This window comes from Leclercia sp. GHBNCSD (assembly GCF_055805075.1).
The window spans coordinates 341,938-360,372 of sequence record NZ_JBQVYO010000002.1 but is presented as its reverse complement, the minus strand read 5'-3'; the positions used below and the strand labels follow the sequence as shown (position 1 = coordinate 360,372).

The window sequence follows — 18,435 nt, the reverse complement described above, 5'->3', positions numbered from 1 at the left end:
ACCAGGATCACCGCGTAGTCAACCGAATAACATTTCATCCCACGACTGGATACGCTGCAAGGGTTCCCACTTACAAGAGGATGTGCGATGAAAAAGTTAATGATGGCGGCAGCGTGTGTAGCAGGGATGGTCAGCGTATCGGCGCATGCACAGTCTGTGGCGCAGAAAAATCTCTCCCTGGCCCAGGCGAATGCGTTAGCCAGCGCGGCGATCCAGGCCTGCACAGCAAAAAATTATCAGGTCAGCGTCACGGTGGTGGATCGCGCCGGGGCGGTAAAAGCGGTGCAGCGCACGGATAACGCCGGTCCGCACACCCTGAAAGCCAGCGAAATGAAAGCCTTTACCGCCCTCAGCACCAAAAACGCGTCGGGGAAGGTGATGGAGTCTGCCCAGAGCAACGCGGGCGCGCAGAACCTGCGCGATATCCCGGGCTTGCTGCTGCTGGCGGGAGGAGTACCGGTCAGGGAAGGGGATGAGGTGATTGGCGCCATCGGCATTGGCGGCGCGCCGGGTGGTCATCTGGATGAAGCCTGCGCGCAGCAAGCCATTGATGGCCTGAAGAAGTCGTAAAAACGCCCGGCGGCGCTGCGCTTACGCGGCTCTGAGGGAAGGGTGTTGTAGGCCGGGTAAGCGTAGCGCCACCCGGCATAAAACTAAAAGCCCCGACGCGAGTCCGGGGCTTTTTACATCAGATCTTGCAGGCGTCGCCGCAATCATCATCCGCTACGATCGCCTGGGCTTTTTTATCCGCATCTTCAAGGCGTTCAGCGTTACGTTCTTCGGCTTCGTCCAGCCCGTCAAACACCAGATTGTTGAGATCAATTTCCATCGTTTACCTGCTTTGTTCGGTTTTTGTTTCAGGTCGTATTATAGAGCAAAACAGAGGGAGGAGGCACCCCAGCGCACATAAGGATAATCCTTGCCATACTGATGACTTACCCGGACTCAGGAGGCGTTGTGATCGTCTTATGTAAAACCTGCGGCACGTCTTATGACGCCGACCGCGAACCGCAGCACTGTGCCATTTGCGAAGATGAGCGCCAGTATGTACCCGCGACGGGCCAGGAGTGGCTTGATTTTTCCGCCCTGACCCGCACGCACACCAACAAGTGGCAACAGCTCGAACCCGACTTATTGAGCATCAAAACCGTGCCCGCGTTTGCCATCAACCAGCGCGCGATCCTGCTGAGAACCGCGCAGGGTAATGTGCTGTGGGACTGCATCGCCAATCTCGATCCCGCCACCCGGGCGCTGGTGACCGCGCTGGGCGGTATCGACGCCATCGCCATCTCGCACCCGCACTACTACACCACCATGCAGGACTGGGCAGCGGCCTTTAACGCCCCGGTATACCTGCACGCCAGGGATCGGCAGTGGGTGATGAGGAGCAGCCCGGCGCTGCGCTTCTGGGAGGGCGATTCGCTGGAGATCGTCCCTGACGTGACGCTGCACCGACTGGGCGGCCATTTTGCCGGCGGGACGGTGCTGCACTGGCACCGCGACGGCGGTATTCTGCTGGCCGGGGATATTCTGCAGGTCACGCCGGGCAAAGATGCGGTGTCGTTTATGTGGAGCTACCCGAACATGCTGCCGCTCCCGGCAGGCGTCGTGGCTGAGATCGCCGCCCGGCTGGAAAAGGTTTCCTTCGAACGCCTCTACGGCGCCTTTGAAGGCCAGAACATTTCCGCGAACGCGCGGGAGATTGTCATGCGGTCGGTCCAGAAATATATTGCTTGTCTGAAGTCGTGACCGGTGGGTAAACTCAAAAAACCGTGATCTCGATCATGCCTGTAACAATCACAAAAAAATGAGACATTGCTATGCAACATATCATTGAAGGTTTTCTCAGCTTTCAAAAAGAAATTTTTCCGCAACGTAAAGACCTTTTCCGCAGTCTGGCGTCCAGCCAGAATCCCAAAGCGCTGTTCATCTCCTGTTCTGACAGCCGCCTGGTGCCGGAGTTAGTAACCCAGCAGGAGCCGGGACAGCTCTTTGTCATTCGCAATGCTGGCAACATCGTTCCGCCTTTCGGGCCGGAGCCGGGCGGTGTATCCGCCACCATCGAATATGCGGTGGTCGCCCTGGGCGTGACCGATATCGTGATCTGCGGTCACTCTAACTGTGGCGCGATGAAGGCGATTGCCGACAACGCCAACCTCGAGCCGATGCCTGCCGTCTCTCACTGGCTGCGCTACTCCGATGCGGCGAAAGCGGTGGTGGAAAAGAAAACCTGGGAAACCCCGACCGACAAGGTCAACGCCATGGTGCAGGAGAACGTCTTTGCCCAGTTGAGCAACATCAAAACCCATCCTTCAGTGGCGGTCGGCCTGCGTAACAACGCCATTCGCCTGCACGGCTGGGTGTACGATATCGAAAGCGGCGAAATTCGCGCCCTGGATAAAGAGACGAAAACCTTCGTTTCGCTGTCCGAAAATCCTGGCGTTTACTTCGAGTAACACGCCGCATTCAGGGCGGGCGATCCCGCCCTGATTCTGTTTACGGTAGCGCCTCAAGTTTCAGACCCGCGCGCTTCGCCGTTTCCGGCAGCAGATCCGCCGCCGTGACATACCCGTCCGGATCCAGACAGCGGTTTGCCGCTCTCGCCTGTTGCAGGATCTCTTCATCCCAGTAGACGCGCTTACGCTGATCGCCCTCGGTGGTCAGAATGCACTCCATGTCGCCCTCCAACGCGCGATAACGCCGCCAGCTGTTGGCCGGAACCGAAATGACCGAACGCTCAGGGGCGACAATGCTCACCTCTTCGCCCTCTTTATTCCAGGTCACCTCCAGCGTCCCTTTAAAGACCATGATCACCTGCACGTCCGGGCAGAGGTGGCGACCCACCACATGCTCCGCGGCCAGGCGCAGCCACTCAACGGAAAAACCGTGCGGGTTAACGATAGCTGGCGCGGCGTGTTTATCCTGGCTGATACCAAAGCCGATCGCCGGGGCGATCTCGCCGCCGTGGCCGGGCAGGACCGAATCGAGTAACCCCGCCGCCGACCAGCGCCGATCGTCCCCGGTCACCGCCCGCTGGCGCATCTCCTCCACGGAGTAGTGGCGCAGGGCGGCGATCTCTTCTGCAGGCAATGGCGCCAGCAGTTCTGCCGGTTCCGGAAGGGTATCGCCCGCATTCACGTCGATAAGCATGTTGTCTTTGCTCAGATAGAGGCCATACTCGCTGGCCGCGTTCAGAATCGACGGATGCCAGATAATTCCCCCCGTGTTATTTCCCCCAAGCACCGTGTAGACCATGCCGCAGGTCTCTTCTTTACTGACATTGGTAAAGCCGCGGAAGATCCAGGTGGGAATGGAAAGAATGGCCGGGGCGCTGAACTCGGCTTCATTTTCGCCGTTGGCTCCCCAGCGAAAACGCCACGTGCCCTCGTGAATCAAGAACACTTCGGCGGTGAAATGCAGATGCAGGTTATTGGTCACCCCTTTTGGCATCGCCGCGGCGCCGATATTAAAGCCGTGCGGCTCCGGGATATTGACCACCTGAGCGGAGGACTGGGTCACGCCCGGGCCAATAAACGAATAGTTCTGTTTCAGGTGAGAGCCGGGGAGCTTGCAGTCGATAAACGCAAGATTGCAGGACACCATATCTTCAGGGGCAACCAGACGGCTGCGGGCCAGTTCGGGGCTAATGTGACGTGCTTTCATCTTTTCTCCTGTTAATAACCTGATGCGCCGGTAGTGGGGAGTGCATTGCCCCGCGCCAGGGCGATGGCTTCGCGTGAGGCGCGGCCAAGTTGCATGACATCGTTCGCCGGGGTGACAAACTGGAAACCTTCGCTAATGCGCCGGGCGGCAGCCTCACCCGAGGTGCAAAAGATCCCGGCGATTTTATTCAACTGACGACACCGGCTGACGACCCGCTCGATGGCGGCCAGCATCTCAGGGTGACGGGATTCGGCGCTGGCGCTGCCGGTCAGGGTCAACGACAGATCGTTCGGGCCGATGAAGACCCCATCCAGTCCGTCGGTGGCGAGGATGGCATCCAGGTTCGCCAGCCCGTCACGGGTTTCGATCATCGCCAGGGTCAATATTTCGTCGTTGGCGTGCTGCGGATAATCCGCGCCACCGTAGAGCAGCCCCCGGGCAGGGCCAAAGGAGCGGTTGCCCAGCGGCGGATAGCGGCAGGCGGCCACAAAACGGCGAGCCTCTTCGGCCGTGGAGATCATCGGGCAGATAATGCCGTAGGCACCCGCATCCAGCATGCGCATGATCTGCGCCGGATCGTTATCCTGCACCCGGACCAGCGGCACCGCAGGGGTAGCGGAGAGGGCCTGCAGCATGGCGAGCGCGCTGGCGAAGTCAATCATGCCGTGCTGAAGATCGACGGTGACCGCATCGAAACCCTGATAGCCGGCGATCTCCGCGCTGTAGCCCGACGGGATGGCCAGCCAGCCGTTAATCATGGCGCTGCCGTCGGGCATTGCCTTGAGTCTGTTTTTACGCATCTAAACACTCCTGGATCCAGTGACGTAGCGGGTGAGCAACCTCATCCGGCGCTTCCAGCAGGGTGAAATGTCCGGCTGAGGCGAGGGTGACAAGCGTCGCCTGAGGCGCACTCTCAATAACCCGCTGGTGGTGAGACGGCGTGCAGATGGGATCGTGCAGGCCGTTGATAACAACGATGGGGCAGGCGAGGGCCGGGAGCGCCCCACGATTATCCCGCCGGGTAATGGCGATTTCAGTCTGCGTCGCCAGGGTGTCGGGACCGCACTCCCCGGCCATCTGGCAAATCAGATCGTGCAGGGCGGCATCCTGCGTGCGCGTCGGGGCAACGTATTTCGGCCACAGGCTGGCGGAGAGCCAACTCATTACACCCTGCTGTCGCGCCACGCGCACCGCCTCGCGTCGGGGAGCGGCATTTTCTGGCGCATCGGCAAGGGGATTGACCGACAGCAGCGCCAGCCCGGCGATACGCTGTGGCGCGTCGGCGACCATCTGCAGGGCCACAATCGCCCCCAGCGAAAAGCCAGCCAGCAGGAAGCGCGGCGGCAGTTCGCGCAGCAGGTTTCGCGAGGCGTCTGCCGCCGACGTCGCGTCGGTCAGCGTAATGCAGAGCACGTCAGAGAGATTGAGTCTGTCGAGCAGCGGCTGCCAGAGACTCGCGTTACAGAGCGTGCCGCTAATCAGCACCAGCGGCAGGGCGTGATTATCCACAATCTTACTCCTCAGGTTGCGGTCCAGCCGCCGTCGACCATCAGCGCGCTGCCGGTGATCATCGCTGCGGCGCCGGAGGCCAGGAACACCACCGGACCCATCACATCTTCGATGGTACCGGTGCGTCCGAGCTTGATATTCTCCAGCACGTAGTGGCGGAAGGCGGGGTCGGCCAGCGACGATGCGGTCAGCGCCGTCTCAATAAAGGTCGGGCAGAGGGTATTAACCCGGATCCCCGCCTCGCCAAGCTCCAGCGCCATGGCTTTGGTTAACCCTTCCAGCGCAAATTTGGACGCGCAGTAGACGCTGCGCTTAGGGCCGCCGACATGCCCCATCTGGGAGGAGATGTGGATGATCGAGCCTGCTATTCGCTCCTCACGCATCCGGGCGGCGATCCGCTGGCTGACAAAAAAGGTCGCCCGCAGGTTGATCGCCATCACCGCATCAAAGTTCGCCTCGCTGACCGTCAGAAACGGTTCGTGGCGAGCCAGCCCGGCGCTGTTGACCAGAATGTCGAAGGCGGGCAGGGCTTCGGTGACGGCCTCCACCTGGGCGACATCGGTGATATCCAGCACCACCGGACGCAGCAGCAGCCCGCGTTCGGCGGCGAGGGTGGCAGCCGCATCCAGCGCCTGGCGATCCCTGGCGGCAATCCACACCTCTGCGCCACTCTGCGCCAGGGCGACAGCGCAGGCGAATCCCAGCCCGCGGGAGCCGCCTGTCACCAGGGCTCGCTTTCCCTGCAGGCCGAAGGAGGGCATCTCAGGACACGCCATGACTTACACCTTCTCTCTGATCGGCGCCGGGGTGGCGTAAGGCACCTCCACCTGGCCGTAGCGGCGGACGCGGATATTGGCCTGCTCAGCATGTCCGGCGAAGCCTTCCAGCAGCGAGAGGCGCGAGCAGTAGCTGCCGATCTCGGTGGTGGCTTCATCGCTGAGGACTTTCTGCCAGGTGCAGGTTTTCATGAATTTCCCCACCCACAGGCCGCCGGTGTAACGCGCCGCTTTTTGCGTGGGCAGCGTGTGGTTGGTGCCGATCACCTTATCGCCATAGGCAACGTTGGTGCGCGGGCCGAGGAACAGAGCGCCGAAGTTAGTCATATTGGCCAGGAACCAGTCGTCCCGGGCGGTCATGACCTGAACATGCTCAGAGGCGATGCGGTCGGCTTCCGCGAGCATCTCTTCGTAGCTGTCGCAGACGATGATCTCCCCATAATCGCGCCACGCCTGGCGGGCGATATCAGCGGTGGGCAGTTTTTCCAGCAGGCGATCGATCTCGCGCAGCGTCTCTTTGGCAAGGGCCATCGAGTTGGTCAGCAGAATGGCCGGCGTGGTCACACCATGCTCGGCCTGTCCCAGCAGATCGGTAGCACACATTTCGGCGTCAACGGTGTCGTCGGCAATGACCAGCGTCTCCGTTGGACCGGCAAAGAGGTCAATCCCGACCCGGCCAAAGAGCTGGCGTTTGGCCTCCGCCACAAAAGCGTTACCAGGCCCGACCAGCATATCGACCGGCGAGAGCGAATCGGTGCCCAGCGCCATCGCGCCGATGGCCTGAATTCCCCCCAGCGCATAAATTTCCGTGGCGCCGGCCATTTTTTGCGCCGCGACGATTGCGGGAGCCGGTTCGCCGCCGAACGGCGGCGCGCAGCTCACGATGCGGGAACAGCCCGCCACGTTGGCGGTGATAATCGACATATGCGCTGAGGCCAGCAGGGGATATTTCCCGCCCGGGACATAACACCCCACCGCATTGATGGGAATGTTTTTATGCCCGAGAATCACCCCCGGACGGGTTTCAATTTCCAGATCCCGCAGACATTCTTTTTGAGCGCGGGCGAAATTAAAGACCTGCTCCTGCGCAAATTCGATATCGTGAATATCCTGGCGGCTTAATTTATTGATACAGGCATTAATTTCCGCGTCGCTCAGGCGATAATCCTGACGGTCATAGCGATCAAACTTAATGGATAATTCGCGGATGGCTTTATTACCGCGTTTTTCAATATCCGCCAGGATTAGCTCTACCGTTTCCCTTATTTGACGCTGCGCATCCTGACGTTCCTGAACCGGTTTACTGGTTTTAAGCATATAAGCCACAATCTCTTCCTCGCATAATTAAGATGACAACCATCCTCCCGGCGGGCCGGGATAAATGTATGGGTGATAAATATTACTGGTCGCGCGCGGGCGCGAGTGGGGCGTTAAGGGATAATTCCGCAGACGGCGGCGTTTTACGGCTATTCACCCAGCGCACGGAGAGCGGGGTGGCAATGGCCGCGATAACCGACAGGGCAGCAATAAAGAGATAGCCGGACGACAGATTAATGTGCTGCATCATCACGCCCATGATCACCGGCCCGGCAAACATGCCGCAGGAGTAGATGGTCTGGAACAGACCCATGCGCGTGGACTGCTCATCGGAGGTGGTGTTAACCACGCTCAGGGACATAAAGGCCGCGAACGCCATCCCGAAGGAGAAGCCCGCCAGCGCCTGTAACAGATAGATGACATACATATTGCTGGTGAAGGGGATGCCTAAGGTCGACACCACCTGCAGGACAATGCCCAGCACCGCCGTCTTCATCAGCCCAAGGCGCTGATAAAAGAGGCTGCTGCACAGGGCGATGGCGAGGGCGTAGAAGATCAGATGGATGTTACTCAGCAGGGTTAAGATCCCGGCACGCCCGCCTAACTGCTCGGCATAGATCGGCGTCAGCGTATCGCGGGTAGCAAAAGGCACCAGGATGACGAGGGTCGCCAGAATACCAATCAGCCACACCGAACGATCGGCCAACTGCAGGCGGGCACCGGCGATACAGGCTTTCAGCGTCGGGGCTTTGACCGGATCGTGTACATCCCGGATGCGGGTGGTGAGAAACAGCGCCACCAGCGCCGAGACGCAGGAGACGAAAAATGCGATGTTGTTCTCAAAATAGTGAATCAACAGGCCCCCGATGCAGTTGCCGAGAAACACCCCCAGCGGTCCCGCCAGCGCCAGAAAGGCCACCGCAGCAGGGGCATCTTTGCGGTCAAAATAGCGAATAAAGAGAATGTTGTAGAGCACCCAGGTGGCAGCGGTGACCCCGTCAGCCGCCTTCGCCAGATAGAGGGTGAGGGCGTTAGGCTCCAGCCACGCCAGCGGCCAGGCGATAATCGGCAGGACCAGCGCCCCCTGGATAAAGATTTTTCGACTCTTCACCACATCGGAAACAATACCCAGTGGAAAGCGGATCAGCAGCGTGGCGAGGCCGCTGGCCCCCATGATGATCCCCATCACCTGCGGCTCCATCCCCTGGTTGATCATCATCGGGGCCAGGAACGCATCAATGCTGTGAATACAGATAAAAAACAACACGCTGATGATAAAAAAGAGCCGGGCTTCGGGGCGGCGTAACAGTGCTCGAAACATGGTTGTGAACCTCTTAAAACGTAATGGGTTAAAACCAGTCAAGTACAACGTTTACCGGCTCAATCCCTTTGGATACTGACCAGGCTGCCCGGTACAATTGACGGTGTGAATATTTCTCTGCATACGTATTCAAAAATTGAAGTTACGAAAAGGCTTCAAATTTGTAAAGGTCGTTTATCACCATTGTGAAAAAAATAATTTAGGCTGTTGCATACGCATGCAAACATGGTGTAAGTATAAAAAGTACCCGCTTCCTGCGGCGCGGTGACAGGGAATAGCCCTGCCACAAGCGCCGATGAGGGGAGTCACAGGGATAAGGAACTCACGGTAATGAAACGTAAGACTTTTACAGCGGTGACCTCTCAACAGGTGGCGCAGCTGGCGGGAGTATCACAATCGGCGGTGTCCCGCACCTTCACGCCGGGGGCGAGCATCTCACCGGCAACGCGTGAGAAGGTGCTCAAGGCGGCGCGTGAGCTGGGCTATCGGCCTAACGCCATCGCCCGCTCGCTTAACACGGCCCGCTCACGGATCATCGGCGTGGTGATCTCCTATTTTGATAACCAGTTTTATCCCCAGGTGCTTGAGGCGCTGGCGCAAAAGCTGGACACCCTTAACTATCACCTGCTGCTGTTTGTCGGCGATCGCGACGGGAATGTTGACCGGATTTTCGACCAGATCATGCAGTATCGGGTAGACGGCATTGTGCTGGCTTCGGTCACCCTGTCGCTTGACCTCTCCCAGGAGTGCCTTGCCGCCGGGATCCCGGTGGTGCTGTTTAACCGCAGCGAAGAGAGCGGAATGGCGTCGAGCGTCAACAGCAATAACGAGGCGGCATCCCGCCAGATTGCCGAATTTTTACTGGCGGCAGGACATAAACGCTTTGCCTACGTAGGAGGGGTGGCGGACTCGTCCGTCAACATCGCCCGTCAGCGCGGGTATTTGCAGGCTTTGCAGGAGCAGGGCATTGAGGATGTCCGGGTGGTGAACGGCAATTACGATGCCCAGGAGACGGCCCGAGCGGCCTATGCGCTCTTCTCCGCATCCCCCGCGCCGGACGCCATTTTTGTCGCCAATGACCATATGGCGGTGATCGTCATGGATGTGGCGCGCTACGAGTTTGGCCTGCGCATCCCGGAAGATGTCTCCATTGTGGGATATGACGACATCGGCCCCTCCGGCTGGGCTTCCTATGCATTAACCTCCGCGTCACAGCCCGTCGAGGCGATGGTCAGCGCCACGGTGGAGCTACTGATGAAGCAGATCGACAGCGGTACGATCGAGCCTGAACAAATTACCGTGCCGGGAAAACTGGTGGTACGCCACTCCGCACGCCGACCGCATGCGGGGGCTATCGACGCCGAGGGTTATTACATGTTCCAGACGCAGGAGGACAAATGAGCAGATTGCCGGGCTTCAGCCCTCAGTTCGATTCCATCCAACAGTTTATTCTCACCCTGACGCATGTGGTCTGGGAACAAAAGGATATCGGCCAGCTTGCCGACTTCTACGCTACGCCGGTGGTCTTTATCACCCCCGAAAAACAGCTGACCGATCTGCCGCAGTTTATGCGCCTGACCCTGGAGGCGATGCACAGCTTTCCCCAGCGCACCGTGCTGACCGAGGACATTCTGGCGACACAGAATCCCGGTAATGAGTACTACGCCGCCCAGCGTACCATCGCCTGCATTCGCCATATGGGCGAAGGCTTCTTCGGCGCACCCAGCGGCAAAACCCTCTGGGTGCGCACCTGGGCCGACCGTATCTGTGCCGACGGCGCGGTGCGCCAGGAGTGGCTTTTGCAGGACAGAGCGGCGATTGTCGCTCAGCTCGGACTTAACGTGCAGGAATTTGCGCGCAATCTGGCGGGCATGCAGGAGCAGCTGGGTATTCCCCGGGCAACCGCCGAAACGCTGGACGCCCGCTGGGCGGGTGGCCCGGAGGGGGATGATGTCGAAGGGCCGATTGCCGGGGTAGTGGAGCGCTATCTCACCATGTGGGCGGGCGGCAACAGCGGCACCGTGCCGGGTCTGTATCATCCTGCCGCCACGCTCTATGCGCCGGGCCACTGCAGCGGCACGGGAGAGCAGGAGATTGCCGCGCTACTGTCGGGATACCGCGCCTCCTTTGCCGACAGTGAAGTGCAGCTGCACCACCTTATCGTGCGCCGGGACCCTGGCGAGCCGGTGCGCATTTCGCTGCGCTGGTCGCTCCTCACCTGGCACGACGGGTATGGCAAGTTTGGCGTGCCGACCCGTAAGCCGGTATCGATCACCGGTATCAGTCAGCTTGAATTACGCGATGGTTTAATTATTCGCGAATATCTTGGTATTGATGAATTAGCTATCTGGTCGCAAATCGTGAATTAACCGGAGGACCACCTCCGCTATATTTCTTACCTGAACGATTTTAAATCCGCCGCAATAAATATTGCGGCTCCATTCTCCATCCATTCCGGGTGCGGGATCGTATTGTCTGAAAACAGAAGCAGGGGTTTATATGTCTTCAACTGAAGCAACAAATAAAGCACCAGCCGTACCTGAAAAAAATAATAAGCTGACCCGTGATGAACCGGTATTACAGGTTGAGCGTCGCGACTTTATTGATTTAGTGCCGGAGAAACGTCCGCGGGCGCAATCATTACGTGGGTTCGATGAGTGTTATACCGATATTGTCGATTATATTGTCCGCTGCACCCATAAAATATGGGATGAACGCGACGTGGGGTTAATTTACACCCACTATACGCACAACTGCGTCTTATATAACGCGCTGGGTACTCTCTATACCCGCGAGCAGGTAGTGCAGGATACGCTGCAACGCCTGGTGGCTTTTCCGGAGCGCCGCGGCATGGCGACCCAGGTGATCTGGAACGGTAACGACGTGGACGGTTTCTACACCTCGCACCTGGTGACCGGCAGCGGGCGGCATACCCAGTTCAGCCACCTCGGCAAACCGACTAACCGAACGTTCGTCACCCGCACCGTGGCCGACTGCATGATCCACGAGAACAAGATCTATCGCGAGTGGGTGGTGAGCGACAACATGTCGCTGATGAAGCAGCTGGGACTGAACACCGATGAAATCGCCTTCAACATGGCGAAAGAGCAGTTCGACAAGGGCTTTCGCGTTACCGATATCGGTGAAAACGGCCGCATGCTGGGGCAGTATCCGCCGGAGATGGTCTGCGATGTCTCCATCGCCCATACCGACACCGAAGAGCAGTGCCTGCGCTGGATGCACGAAATCTATAACCGCCGGATGCTCGGCAAGATCAAAGAGGTCTACGCGCCGAACGTTCAGTGGCACGGCCCGCTGATGAAAGAGCTGTACGGCACGGCATCGGTGACGCACCAGACTCTGGCCCTGATCGGCATGATCCCTGACGGCGCCTGGCTGCCGCAGCACATCTGCTCCAACCCGTGCGACGAAGGCGGCACGAAAGTAGCGATACGCTGGATCATCGAGGGCCACCACCTGGGCTACGGCGAGCTGGGTAAACCGACCGGTAAACGTCTGTTCGTGATGGGGATGTCTCACTACCACATTATCAACGGCAAAATTGTCGACGAGTGGGTGCTTTACGATCACCTGGCGCTGCTGGCACAAATCAAACTGGGTCAAATGGAGGAAGCATAATGTCTGTACAGTCAATTGTTGACCAGGTGAGCTGGATCAAACGTCCCCAGGGGCAGGATGCGCAGGCCGACAAATCGTTAACCGACACGGTCGGTGGCATTATTGCGCGGGTAAAGGACGAGGGCGACGCGGCCCTGAGAGATTTCTCGCGGCAGTTTGATAAGGTGGTGCCCGCGCAGTTTGAAGTCACGGCCGGGGAGATTGAGACCGCGCTGCGCGAGATGGACCCGCAGACCCGCCGCGACAGCGAGTTTGCCATCGCCCAGGTCAGGCGCTTTGCCGAGGCCCAGCTTGCCACCATGCAGCCGCTGGAGGTGGAAACCCTGCCTGGCGTGCATCTGGGGCACCGCATTATTCCGGTTCAGACGGTGGGGTGTTATGTGCCGGGGGGCCGCTATCCGATCCTCTCCGCGCCGGTGATGTCCATCGTGCCCGCCACGGTTGCCGGGTGCGAGCAGATTATCGCCTGTCTGCCGCCCGCGGCGCACCCGTCGATGATTGCGGTCTGTCACCTGGCCGGGGCGCACCGGATCTTTAAAATTGGCGGTGCTCAGGCGGTGGCGGCCATGGCCTGGGGAACGGAGAGCGTACCGGCGGTGGATAAAATTGTCGGACCGGGCAACGCCTTTGTGAACGAGGCCAAGCGCCAGGTGTTTGGCAAAGTGGGGATTGACGCTCTGGCGGGGCCGAGCGAGATCTTCACCGTCGCCGACGACAGCGCTGATGCGCGCATTATTGCCGCCGATCTGCTGGCGCAGGCCGAGCATGATGTTCACACCCGCGTCGGGCTGGCGACCACCAGCCGGGCGATCGCCGAGGGGGTGCTGTCAGAAATTGAGCGCCAGCTGATGACGCTGCCTACCGCCGCGACCGCGGGCGAAGCCTGGCGTCGTCAGGGTGAAATCGTGGTCTGCGACAGCGAAGAGCAGTTGATCGCCTTTGCGGATCATATGGCGACCGAGCATCTGCAGGTCCATACCCGCGACCCGCACAGCACGGCAGCGAAAATCCGCAATTACGGCTCGCTGTTTATCGGCCAGAACGCCAGCGTGGTCTTCTCGGACAAATGTTGCGGCACCAACCACACCCTGCCAACCATGGCGGCGGCACGATACACCGGCGGGCTGTGGGTGGGAGCTTACGTTAAAATCTGTACCCATCAGTGGATCGACGAGCAGGGCATCGCGGCGATTGCGGAACCGGCCATTCGCCAGAGCCGTACCGAGGGGATGCAGGGGCACCGTCGCGCCGCGGAGATCCGCCTGCATCCGGAAGCGCTGGATGCCATCACCTCCGGACTGCGGGACTGATTGCAACGGGAGGTCAGCGCGTTGCGCTGGCCTCCGGCATGACTGTGAAGAGGACAATATGCAAAAGAGTCGCTTGATTCCCCCGAGAGATGCCCCCGAAGAGATAGCCCGGCGGCTGGCGATCATCGCCGGGCAGTCGCAGCTGAACGCAATCCTCGGCATCAACCCGGAGGCGCAGGCCCAGGCGCACCTCTGCCAGTCGCAGCGGCGTCGCGGCCAGACGTTGGGGCCGCTGCACGGCGTGCCGCTGGTGGTCAAAGATAATATCGCCTGCGCCGGACTGCCGGTAACGGCAGGGTGTCAGGCCCTGGCCGCGCTTCGGTCCACAGGGGATGCGCTGGTGGTGCGCCGTCTGCGGGCTGCCGGGGCGATTATTCTGGCCCGGGCCAATATGTCTGAGTTTGCTTTCGACGTCCGCTCCCGCAGCTCGCTTGGCGGCGATGTGCATCACCCGCTGTTTTTGGGCATTACGGCAGGCGGCTCCAGCGGCGGCAGCGCGGCGGCGGTGGCGGCAGGAATGGCGGAGGGGGCGCTGGGTACTGATACCGGCGGCTCGATCCGCATCCCGTGCAGCTATACCGGGCTGGTGGGGTTAAGACCGCGGGTGCGCAGGGGGCAGATGGAGGGCATCGCGCCGCTCTCCCTCAGTAAAGACACGGTGGGGCCGATGGTACATAGCGTGCAGGATGCGGCCCTGCTGCACTGGATTATCCACGGCCAGACGCCACGGACCCTTGAACCCGTTTCGCTGAAAGGGGTGCGTTTTGGGGTGATCCGCAGCCTGGAAGGGAGCGATTCGCACCAGGGAGAGGTATGGCATGCCGCCCTCGCGCAGCTTGCGCGTCACGGCGCAACGCTTACGGAGATCGATCTGCCGATACTGCACGACGTGGAGAGAGCAATCTGCCTGAGCCTGTTCGAATTTCGCGTGGGGTTCGATGCCTGGTTAAAGCAGCATCCGGGGGCGCCGACGGATCTGCATACCATTGTGGCATCCGGGCAATTTTTGCCGGAGTTTTTACCGCTCCTGACCCAGATGCTCGCCTGCGACAAACTGAAAACCCCGGCGTGGCGCGCCGGAAGAGAGCTGCGGCGTCGGTTGCGCCACACCCTTGGTCAGGTAGCAGAGCAGGCGGGGGTCGATGCTTACCTCTACCCAACGGTGTGCCGTATACCCGACAGCCTGGAGAAGATGCCGCCCGGATGTGCACCTGAGCTGGCGGCCATCAGCGGTTTCGCCGCTATCACGCTTCCTTGCGGCAGAACGCGCAGCGGCTTTCCCGTGGGGCTGGAAATTCTCTCTCCCGCAGCCGATGAATCGCCGCTGCTGGCGTTGGCCGCCGCCTGCGAAACCGCCTTTACTCCGCCATAAGCGGCAACCGCCTGCGTACGCGGGAGGCGGGCTGAACGGCGGCTTTCGCCATCGCTTCGCCGATCTCCGCGCAGGCCACCAGACCCTGGACAAAGGGGCGATCGTGCATCAGATAGGGCAGGGCGCCGAAGGCGATGCGCCCGCGCAGGTACTCCGGTGCCAGCAGGGTGTAATCGTCGCCGACGTCGGGGATATCTTCTCCCGCAGAGACAAGCTGTTCGCGCAGGGACGGAAACGGCAGGTCTTTGCTTTTCAGCGCTTTCTGCCCGCGGGCGTCGATAAAGGTATCAAAGATCCAGCGTTTACCCTCGGCGTGAATGACCGTCCGGTTCCCTTCTGCGGTCAGTTCATACTCGTTGCCCAGCGCCTCGATGCTGATGATACCCGCCTCGCGCAGGGCCAGCAGTCGGCGCACCGACCGTGAAGGGATCGCCGCATAATTGTCGATAAACACCCGCGCCAGCCCCGTTTTAAAGCGTTCTCTGTCGGTCTCATCCAGGTAGGGCACAATCTTTTCTACGGCCTCATGCAGCCGCAACACGGTGTAGCGCCACGGCAACGTGCGGTGGTCCCGCTTGTTACGCTCCACTTCATCCAGGTTAGAGACCGCCCAGCGGAACGGGCCATGCTTCTGGCGATCGGCAAACCAGGCGTCGCGGATGCTGTCGGCGGTGAGGGTGTCCAGGGCGATCGCCTTGCTCCACTGCGGGTCAGCCTGCGTCAGCTCTTCAATCATCAGCATAAATACCCGGTCGAGCAGGCCGGTGGTGCCCTGCTGGATCGCCGCCTCGATGGCCGTTTCCGTGACCACGGTTAACGGCTCGTAAGGGATAGGACAGTAGAAATCGGCTTCGGGCAGGATGCCAGAGCGGGACATCAGCACAATCTTCAGCGCCTCGCTCTTCTCATCGAGCCGGTAGTGGATCTGCTCGTCATCGGTCTCAATGAATTTGCCATGCTGTACGGCGACGGCCATTGCCGCGTCCAGCCCGCTCAGGGAGGTACCTAAAATGCCCACCTTGCCCGCGCCGATGCTGGCCTCCATCAGCCCGGACCAGGGGCTCGGGAAGAAGTCGCGTGGAGAGGTATCTTCGTCCGGCCAGACGTGGCCAGTGGCGATCACCGCCAGATCGAACTGGTCAGGAGTGAGTTTGCCGTCGGTCCAGATGCTCACCCCCTCGGCGCTGGCCAGCAGATCGCTCACCTGGCAGGACTCCTGGACAGTGATCTCGAAGCCCTGTTTTCGTGCCTGCGCGATGAGCGTCTGGAACTGGTCACGGAAATAGTGGCCCAGCAGAATACGCGGCAGGAACTGTCGGTCGTGCAGGGTAGATTTCTGCACGCCGTAGCGCGCAAGATGCGCCTCACTCTGGGTGCGCAGCCACGCGAGGTAGGTGGAGAAAAGGGGCGGGATCTCAATGCTGGCGATATTGGCCAGCATCATGCGCGAGTTATCTTCATCGCTATAGGGCATCCCGACGCCGGCCTCTTCAGCCTGTTCATAAACGGTGACGGAAAGCGGTGTATTCAGTTTCAGAAAAGAAAAGAGGGTATAGATCCCTGTGGGACCTGCTCCGACAATGGCAATTTTTTTCATTGTGTTTACCTGCTGTTTTTTTACCGAATCCATGGGAAAAATGCTATGCAGGTTAAGTGTGGTAGAAAACGGGTGATGAGCAACTCAGAAACGAAGCGAAAGTGATAAATCAGAGAAGAAGAGGGATTGCACCATTTCAGAACTGAAATGGTGCGTCCGAGTGGACTCGAACCACCGACCCCCACCATGTCAAGGTGGTGCTCTAACCAACTGAGCTACGGACGCAGAATGGTGCGTTCAATTGGACTCGAACCAACGACCCCCACCATGTCAAGGTGGTGCTCTAACCAACTGAGCTATGAACGCATTGTTGTGTGTGACAACGGGGACGGATATTAGCGGCAGTGGTCGCATGAGGCAAGAGGCAAACCGCAATTTTCTTTCAGATTTCACGCGATTGCTCTATTCCCGCGCAAAATGAAGAGAAAGTAGCCGCCCGCAGGCGGCTGGCGGGTGATTAACGCGCAGCGCGTTGCAAAATCACGCTGGATGGCTGGCGCTGTAAAAAACGCATGCGCAGCATCATCATAACGGCGGCGGAGGTCAGACCGATGATAAAGCCCATCCAGAAACCGGCCGGGCCCATACGATCCACCACCAGATCGGTGAGCGCCAGAATATAGCCGCTCGGCAGACCCAGCACCCAGTAGGCGATAAAGGTGATAAAGAAGATCGAACGCGTATCTTTATAACCTCGAAGCACGCCGCTGCCGATCACCTGGATTGAATCGGAGAGCTGGTACACGGCCGCGAGCAGCATCAGATGGGAGGCCAGCAGCACCACTTCCGGGTTGTCGTTATAGAGCAGGGCGATCTGCTCGCGCAGCGTGACGGTGAACAGCGCCGTGCAGACGGCCATGCACATGCCTACGCCAATGCCGGTCCGGGCTGCGATTTGCGCATCCAGCGTGGAGCCCTGTCCGAGGCGATAACCGACGCGAATGGTTACCGCGGCAGCAAGCGACAGCGGCAGGACGAACATCAGCGAGCTGAAGTTAAGGGCGATCTGGTGCCCGGCCACATCCACAATCCCCAGCGGGGAGACGAGCAGGGCGACCACCGCGAACAGCGTCACTTCGAAGAAGAGCGCCAGCGCGATAGGCAGGCCCAGCTGCACCAGCCGTTTGACCACCTCCATGTCCGGCTGGCTGAAACCCGCTTTGCTACGGATATCACGCATGGAGCGGGCACGCTTCACATAGGAGAGCATGCCGAAGAACATCACCCAGTAGACTACCGCCGTGGCAACGCCGCAGCCGATGCCGCCCAGTTCAGGCATGCCGAAATGACCGTAAATAAAGATGTAGTTCACCGGGATATTGACCAGCAGGCCGATAAAGCCCAGCACCATGCCCGGTTTGGTCTTCGCCAGACCTTCGCACTGATTACGCATCACCTGGAAGAATAAATAACCCGGCGTCCCCCAGAGAAGGGCGCGTAAATAGCCGACGGCTTTATCCGCCAGGGCCGGGTCAATATTGCGCATGGCGTGAATAATATAGCCCGCGTTCCACAGCACCAGCATGATCAACACCGAGACCAGACCGGCCAGCCAGAAGCCCTGACGGATCTGATGGGCGATACGATCCCGCCGCCCGGAGCCGTTAAGCTGAGCAATCACTGGCGTCAAGGCCAGCAGGAGGCCGTGGCCGAAGAGAATAGCCGGTAGCCAGATAGAGGTCCCGATGGCTACCGCGGCCATATCGGTGGCGCTGTAGCCACCCGCCATAACTGTATCGACGAACCCCATTGAGGTCTGGGCGATTTGCGCGAGTATCACCGGGATTGCCAGAGCTAATAACTGACGCGCTTCAATCATGTACTTCTGCACGTGAACACCTTTGGTATTGTTGTTATTTGAATGCAAAAAAAGCCGCTGCGAAAAACAGCAAGAAGAAGATGCGGGGAAGTCCAGCTATTGTAGCGGGGAT

Annotated in this window: 17 protein-coding genes and 2 tRNA genes; 8 read left to right on the top strand and 11 right to left on the bottom strand. The window is 59.7% G+C overall.

Annotated features, from left to right (window positions below; genetic code table 11):
- Positions 1–87 precede the first annotated feature (87 nt).
- Positions 88–570: a GlcG/HbpS family heme-binding protein gene (locus tag ACT3IC_RS22080; RefSeq protein WP_473479396.1), complete on the top strand. Its 483-nt coding sequence runs from the start codon at positions 88–90 to the stop codon at positions 568–570.
- A gap of 118 nt (positions 571–688) precedes the next feature.
- On the opposite strand, the gene ACT3IC_RS22075 is transcribed toward ACT3IC_RS22080, so the two are convergent.
- A complete protein-coding gene (locus ACT3IC_RS22075) occupies positions 689–829 on the bottom strand; it encodes a hypothetical protein (RefSeq protein WP_032617828.1) in 141 nt (46 codons plus the stop codon).
- Between the two features lie 128 nt (positions 830–957).
- Here ACT3IC_RS22075 and ACT3IC_RS22070 point away from each other — a divergent pair, with 128 nt between their 5' ends.
- A complete protein-coding gene (locus ACT3IC_RS22070) occupies positions 958–1,749 on the top strand; it encodes an MBL fold metallo-hydrolase (RefSeq protein WP_263950913.1) in 792 nt (263 codons plus the stop codon).
- Positions 1,750–1,820: 71 nt separating this feature from the next.
- Positions 1,821–2,456 (top strand): carbonic anhydrase, encoded by a 636-nt coding sequence (locus ACT3IC_RS22065; RefSeq protein WP_103179339.1) that lies wholly within the window; start codon positions 1,821–1,823, stop codon positions 2,454–2,456.
- A 40-nt stretch (positions 2,457–2,496) separates the two neighbouring features.
- Here the strand turns inward: ACT3IC_RS22065 and ACT3IC_RS22060 are convergent, their stop codons facing one another.
- The 6 genes from ACT3IC_RS22060 to ACT3IC_RS22035 all read right to left on the bottom strand — a co-directional run bounded on the left by ACT3IC_RS22060 (position 2,497) and on the right by ACT3IC_RS22035 (position 8,586).
- On the bottom strand, positions 2,497–3,663 hold the full coding sequence (locus ACT3IC_RS22060; protein WP_473479392.1) for a cupin domain-containing protein: 1,167 nt from the start codon (positions 3,661–3,663) through the stop codon (positions 2,497–2,499).
- Positions 3,664–3,674: 11 nt separating this feature from the next.
- Complete coding sequence (locus tag ACT3IC_RS22055; protein ID WP_473479390.1) at positions 3,675–4,463, bottom strand: HpcH/HpaI aldolase family protein; 789 nt, start codon at positions 4,461–4,463, stop codon at positions 3,675–3,677.
- Positions 4,456–5,172, bottom strand: a complete 717-nt coding sequence (locus ACT3IC_RS22050; protein WP_473479387.1) for an alpha/beta fold hydrolase — start codon at positions 5,170–5,172, stop codon at positions 4,456–4,458. Before ACT3IC_RS22050 ends, ACT3IC_RS22055 begins: the two co-directional genes overlap by 8 nt.
- Positions 5,173–5,183: 11 nt before the next feature.
- Positions 5,184–5,948: an SDR family NAD(P)-dependent oxidoreductase gene (locus ACT3IC_RS22045; protein ID WP_473479383.1), complete on the bottom strand. Its 765-nt coding sequence runs from the start codon at positions 5,946–5,948 to the stop codon at positions 5,184–5,186.
- 3 nt (positions 5,949–5,951) lie between these two features.
- Positions 5,952–7,274 carry a histidinol dehydrogenase gene (hisD, locus tag ACT3IC_RS22040; RefSeq protein WP_197431839.1) on the bottom strand — a complete coding sequence of 441 codons (1,323 nt, stop codon included), beginning with the start codon at positions 7,272–7,274 and terminating at the stop codon, positions 5,952–5,954.
- Between the two features lie 73 nt (positions 7,275–7,347).
- A complete protein-coding gene (locus ACT3IC_RS22035; protein ID WP_420193499.1) occupies positions 7,348–8,586 on the bottom strand; it encodes an MFS transporter in 1,239 nt (412 codons plus the stop codon).
- A gap of 330 nt (positions 8,587–8,916) precedes the next feature.
- On the opposite strand from ACT3IC_RS22035, the gene ACT3IC_RS22030 reads away from it, so the two are divergent.
- The 5 genes from ACT3IC_RS22030 (at position 8,917) to ACT3IC_RS22010 (ending at position 14,907) form a co-directional block, all read left to right on the top strand.
- Positions 8,917–9,987 carry a LacI family DNA-binding transcriptional regulator gene (locus tag ACT3IC_RS22030; protein WP_103179345.1) on the top strand — a complete coding sequence of 357 codons (1,071 nt, stop codon included), beginning with the start codon at positions 8,917–8,919 and terminating at the stop codon, positions 9,985–9,987.
- The gene (locus tag ACT3IC_RS22025) at positions 9,984–10,955 is read left to right on the top strand and encodes a nuclear transport factor 2 family protein (RefSeq protein WP_156654378.1); all 972 of its coding nucleotides are present in this window, start codon (positions 9,984–9,986) and stop codon (positions 10,953–10,955) included. Before ACT3IC_RS22030 ends, ACT3IC_RS22025 begins: the two co-directional genes overlap by 4 nt.
- A gap of 130 nt (positions 10,956–11,085) precedes the next feature.
- Positions 11,086–12,225, top strand: coding sequence for a nuclear transport factor 2 family protein (locus ACT3IC_RS22020; RefSeq protein WP_103823897.1), 1,140 nt, complete (start codon positions 11,086–11,088; stop codon positions 12,223–12,225).
- Entirely contained in the window at positions 12,225–13,535 is a 1,311-nt protein-coding gene (gene hisD / locus ACT3IC_RS22015; RefSeq protein WP_159339050.1) for a histidinol dehydrogenase, read from the top strand. Before ACT3IC_RS22020 ends, hisD (ACT3IC_RS22015) begins: the two co-directional genes overlap by 1 nt.
- Before the next feature lie 58 nt (positions 13,536–13,593).
- Positions 13,594–14,907 (top strand): amidase family protein, encoded by a 1,314-nt coding sequence (locus ACT3IC_RS22010; protein ID WP_473479377.1) that lies wholly within the window; start codon positions 13,594–13,596, stop codon positions 14,905–14,907.
- Here ACT3IC_RS22010 and ACT3IC_RS22005 read toward each other — a convergent pair.
- The 4 genes from ACT3IC_RS22005 to mdtK all read right to left on the bottom strand — a co-directional run bounded on the left by ACT3IC_RS22005 (position 14,894) and on the right by mdtK (position 18,335).
- The gene (locus tag ACT3IC_RS22005; protein WP_473479375.1) at positions 14,894–16,504 is read right to left on the bottom strand and encodes an FAD-NAD(P)-binding protein; all 1,611 of its coding nucleotides are present in this window, start codon (positions 16,502–16,504) and stop codon (positions 14,894–14,896) included. The two genes, ACT3IC_RS22010 and ACT3IC_RS22005, sit on opposite strands and share 14 nt — an antisense overlap.
- 148 nt (positions 16,505–16,652) lie before the next feature.
- Positions 16,653–16,729, bottom strand: a tRNA-Val gene (locus ACT3IC_RS22000).
- A gap of 4 nt (positions 16,730–16,733) precedes the next feature.
- Positions 16,734–16,810, bottom strand: a tRNA-Val gene (locus ACT3IC_RS21995).
- Between the two features lie 151 nt (positions 16,811–16,961).
- Complete coding sequence (gene mdtK / locus ACT3IC_RS21990; RefSeq protein WP_103830391.1) at positions 16,962–18,335, bottom strand: MdtK family multidrug efflux MATE transporter; 1,374 nt, start codon at positions 18,333–18,335, stop codon at positions 16,962–16,964.
- Positions 18,336–18,435 lie beyond the last annotated feature (100 nt).